Source organism: Flavobacterium sp. H122, assembly GCF_004959765.1.
In the GTDB taxonomy this organism is placed as follows: domain Bacteria; phylum Bacteroidota; class Bacteroidia; order Flavobacteriales; family Flavobacteriaceae; genus Flavobacterium.
In genome coordinates this window covers 1-2,168 of the sequence record NZ_SJZD01000023.1, presented here as the reverse complement: position 1 = coordinate 2,168, position 2,168 = coordinate 1, and the positions used below count along the sequence as shown (strand labels likewise).

The window sequence follows — 2,168 nt, the reverse complement described above, 5'->3', positions numbered from 1 at the left end:
CAGGCGCTCTAGCCAGCTGAGCTAATCCCCCGTTTTCTTTTAGTGCCAGTTAACAGTTATCAGTTAACAGTACTTCTAACGGCCACTCAACCTCTAAAATTTCCTTCAAACCTTAAAATTAGTAGTCCCGGGCAGACTCGAACTGCCGACCCCTACATTATCAGTGTAGTACTCTAACCAGCTGAGCTACGAGACTCTGTATTTTAAGCTTTTTATTTTGAATTAACAGCGAGAGCAAGATCCCTATATCTTTTTATAGTCTCTAGAAAGGAGGTGTTCCAGCCGCACCTTCCGGTACGGCTACCTTGTTACGACTTAGCCCTAGTTACCAGTTTTACCCTAGGCAGCTCCTTGCGGTCACCGACTTCAGGTACCCCCAGCTTCCATGGCTTGACGGGCGGTGTGTACAAGGCCCGGGAACGTATTCACCGCAGCATGGCTGATCTGCGATTACTAGCGAATCCAGCTTCACGGAGTCGAGTTGCAGACTCCGATCCGAACTGAGAACGGTTTTGTAGATTCGCTCCTGCTTGCGCAGTGGCTGCTCTCTGTACCGTCCATTGTAGCACGTGTGTAGCCCAAGGCGTAAGGGCCGTGATGATTTGACGTCATCCCCACCTTCCTCACGGTTTGCACCGGCAGTCTTGCTAGAGTTCCCGACATGACTCGCTGGCAACTAACAACAGGGGTTGCGCTCGTTATAGGACTTAACCTGACACCTCACGGCACGAGCTGACGACAACCATGCAGCACCTTGAAAGACGTCCGAAGAAAAACCTATTTCTAAGTCTGTCGTCTCCCATTTAAGCCTTGGTAAGGTTCCTCGCGTATCATCGAATTAAACCACATGCTCCTCCGCTTGTGCGGGCCCCCGTCAATTCCTTTGAGTTTCACTCTTGCGAGCGTACTCCCCAGGTGGGATACTTATCACTTTCGCTTAGCCACTCAGATTGCTCCAAACAGCTAGTATCCATCGTTTACGGCGTGGACTACCAGGGTATCTAATCCTGTTCGCTCCCCACGCTTTCGTCCATCAGCGTCAATATACTCGTAGTAACCTGCCTTCGCAATTGGTATTCCATGTAATCTCTAAGCATTTCACCGCTACACTACATATTCTAGTTACTTCCAAGTAATTCAAGTTCTACAGTATCAATGGCCGTTTGATCGTTGAGCGACCAGATTTCACCACTGACTTATAAAACCGCCTACGGACCCTTTAAACCCAATGATTCCGGATAACGCTTGGATCCTCCGTATTACCGCGGCTGCTGGCACGGAGTTAGCCGATCCTTATTCTTACAGTACCGTCAAGCTCCCTCACGAGGGAGTGTTTCTTCCTGTACAAAAGCAGTTTACACACCATAGATGCTTCATCCTGCACGCGGCATGGCTGGTTCAGGCTTGCGCCCATTGACCAATATTCCTCACTGCTGCCTCCCGTAGGAGTCTGGTCCGTGTCTCAGTACCAGTGTGGGGGATCTCCCTCTCAGGACCCCTACCCATCGTTGCCTTGGTGTGCCGTTACCACACCAACTAGCTAATGGGACGCATGCTCATCTTGTACCGTTGGAACTTTAATAATAATGTGATGCCACATCATAATACTATGGGGTATTAATCCAAATTTCTCTGGGCTATCCCCCTGTACAAGGTAGATTGCATACGCGTTACGCACCCGTGCGCCGGTCTCAAAGGAGCAAGCTCCTTCTACCCCTCGACTTGCATGTGTTAAGCCTGCCGCTAGCGTTCATCCTGAGCCAGGATCAAACTCTTCATCGTATAATTTTTAAAGTTAATCGCTTAACTTAATTTTGTAGACAAAGATGCTAGGTTTATCGATTAATCGATTTCTCTTACTCTCTTAATGTTTTTGTTTCAATGTTTCCATTAAAACGTGCTGTCAATTCAATATGTCTATGAACGTGATTTCGACAAGCTCAATCACCTATCTTATCTTATTTTATTTTTTTCGCTAAACTTCTTTCGTTGTTTTTGCGGGTGCAAAGGTAAGAACTCTTTTCTTAATCACCAAAACTTTTTTAAACTTTTTTTTGAGAAAATTTTAACTCCGTTTTGATTGTCATTACTTCCAAGAACCTCTCCGTTGCGGGGTGCAAAGATAACATCTTTATTTTTATCTTTCCAAATCTTTTTGCGATTTTTTT

At 46.3% G+C, this 2,168-nt stretch carries 1 tRNA gene and 1 rRNA gene; both read right to left on the bottom strand.

Annotated elements, in window-relative coordinates:
- Positions 1-122: 122 nt before the first annotated feature.
- A tRNA-Ile gene (locus tag EZM65_RS15320) sits at positions 123-196 on the bottom strand.
- Between the two features lie 70 nt (positions 197-266).
- Positions 267-1,782, bottom strand: a 16S ribosomal RNA gene (locus tag EZM65_RS15315).
- Positions 1,783-2,168 lie beyond the last annotated feature (386 nt).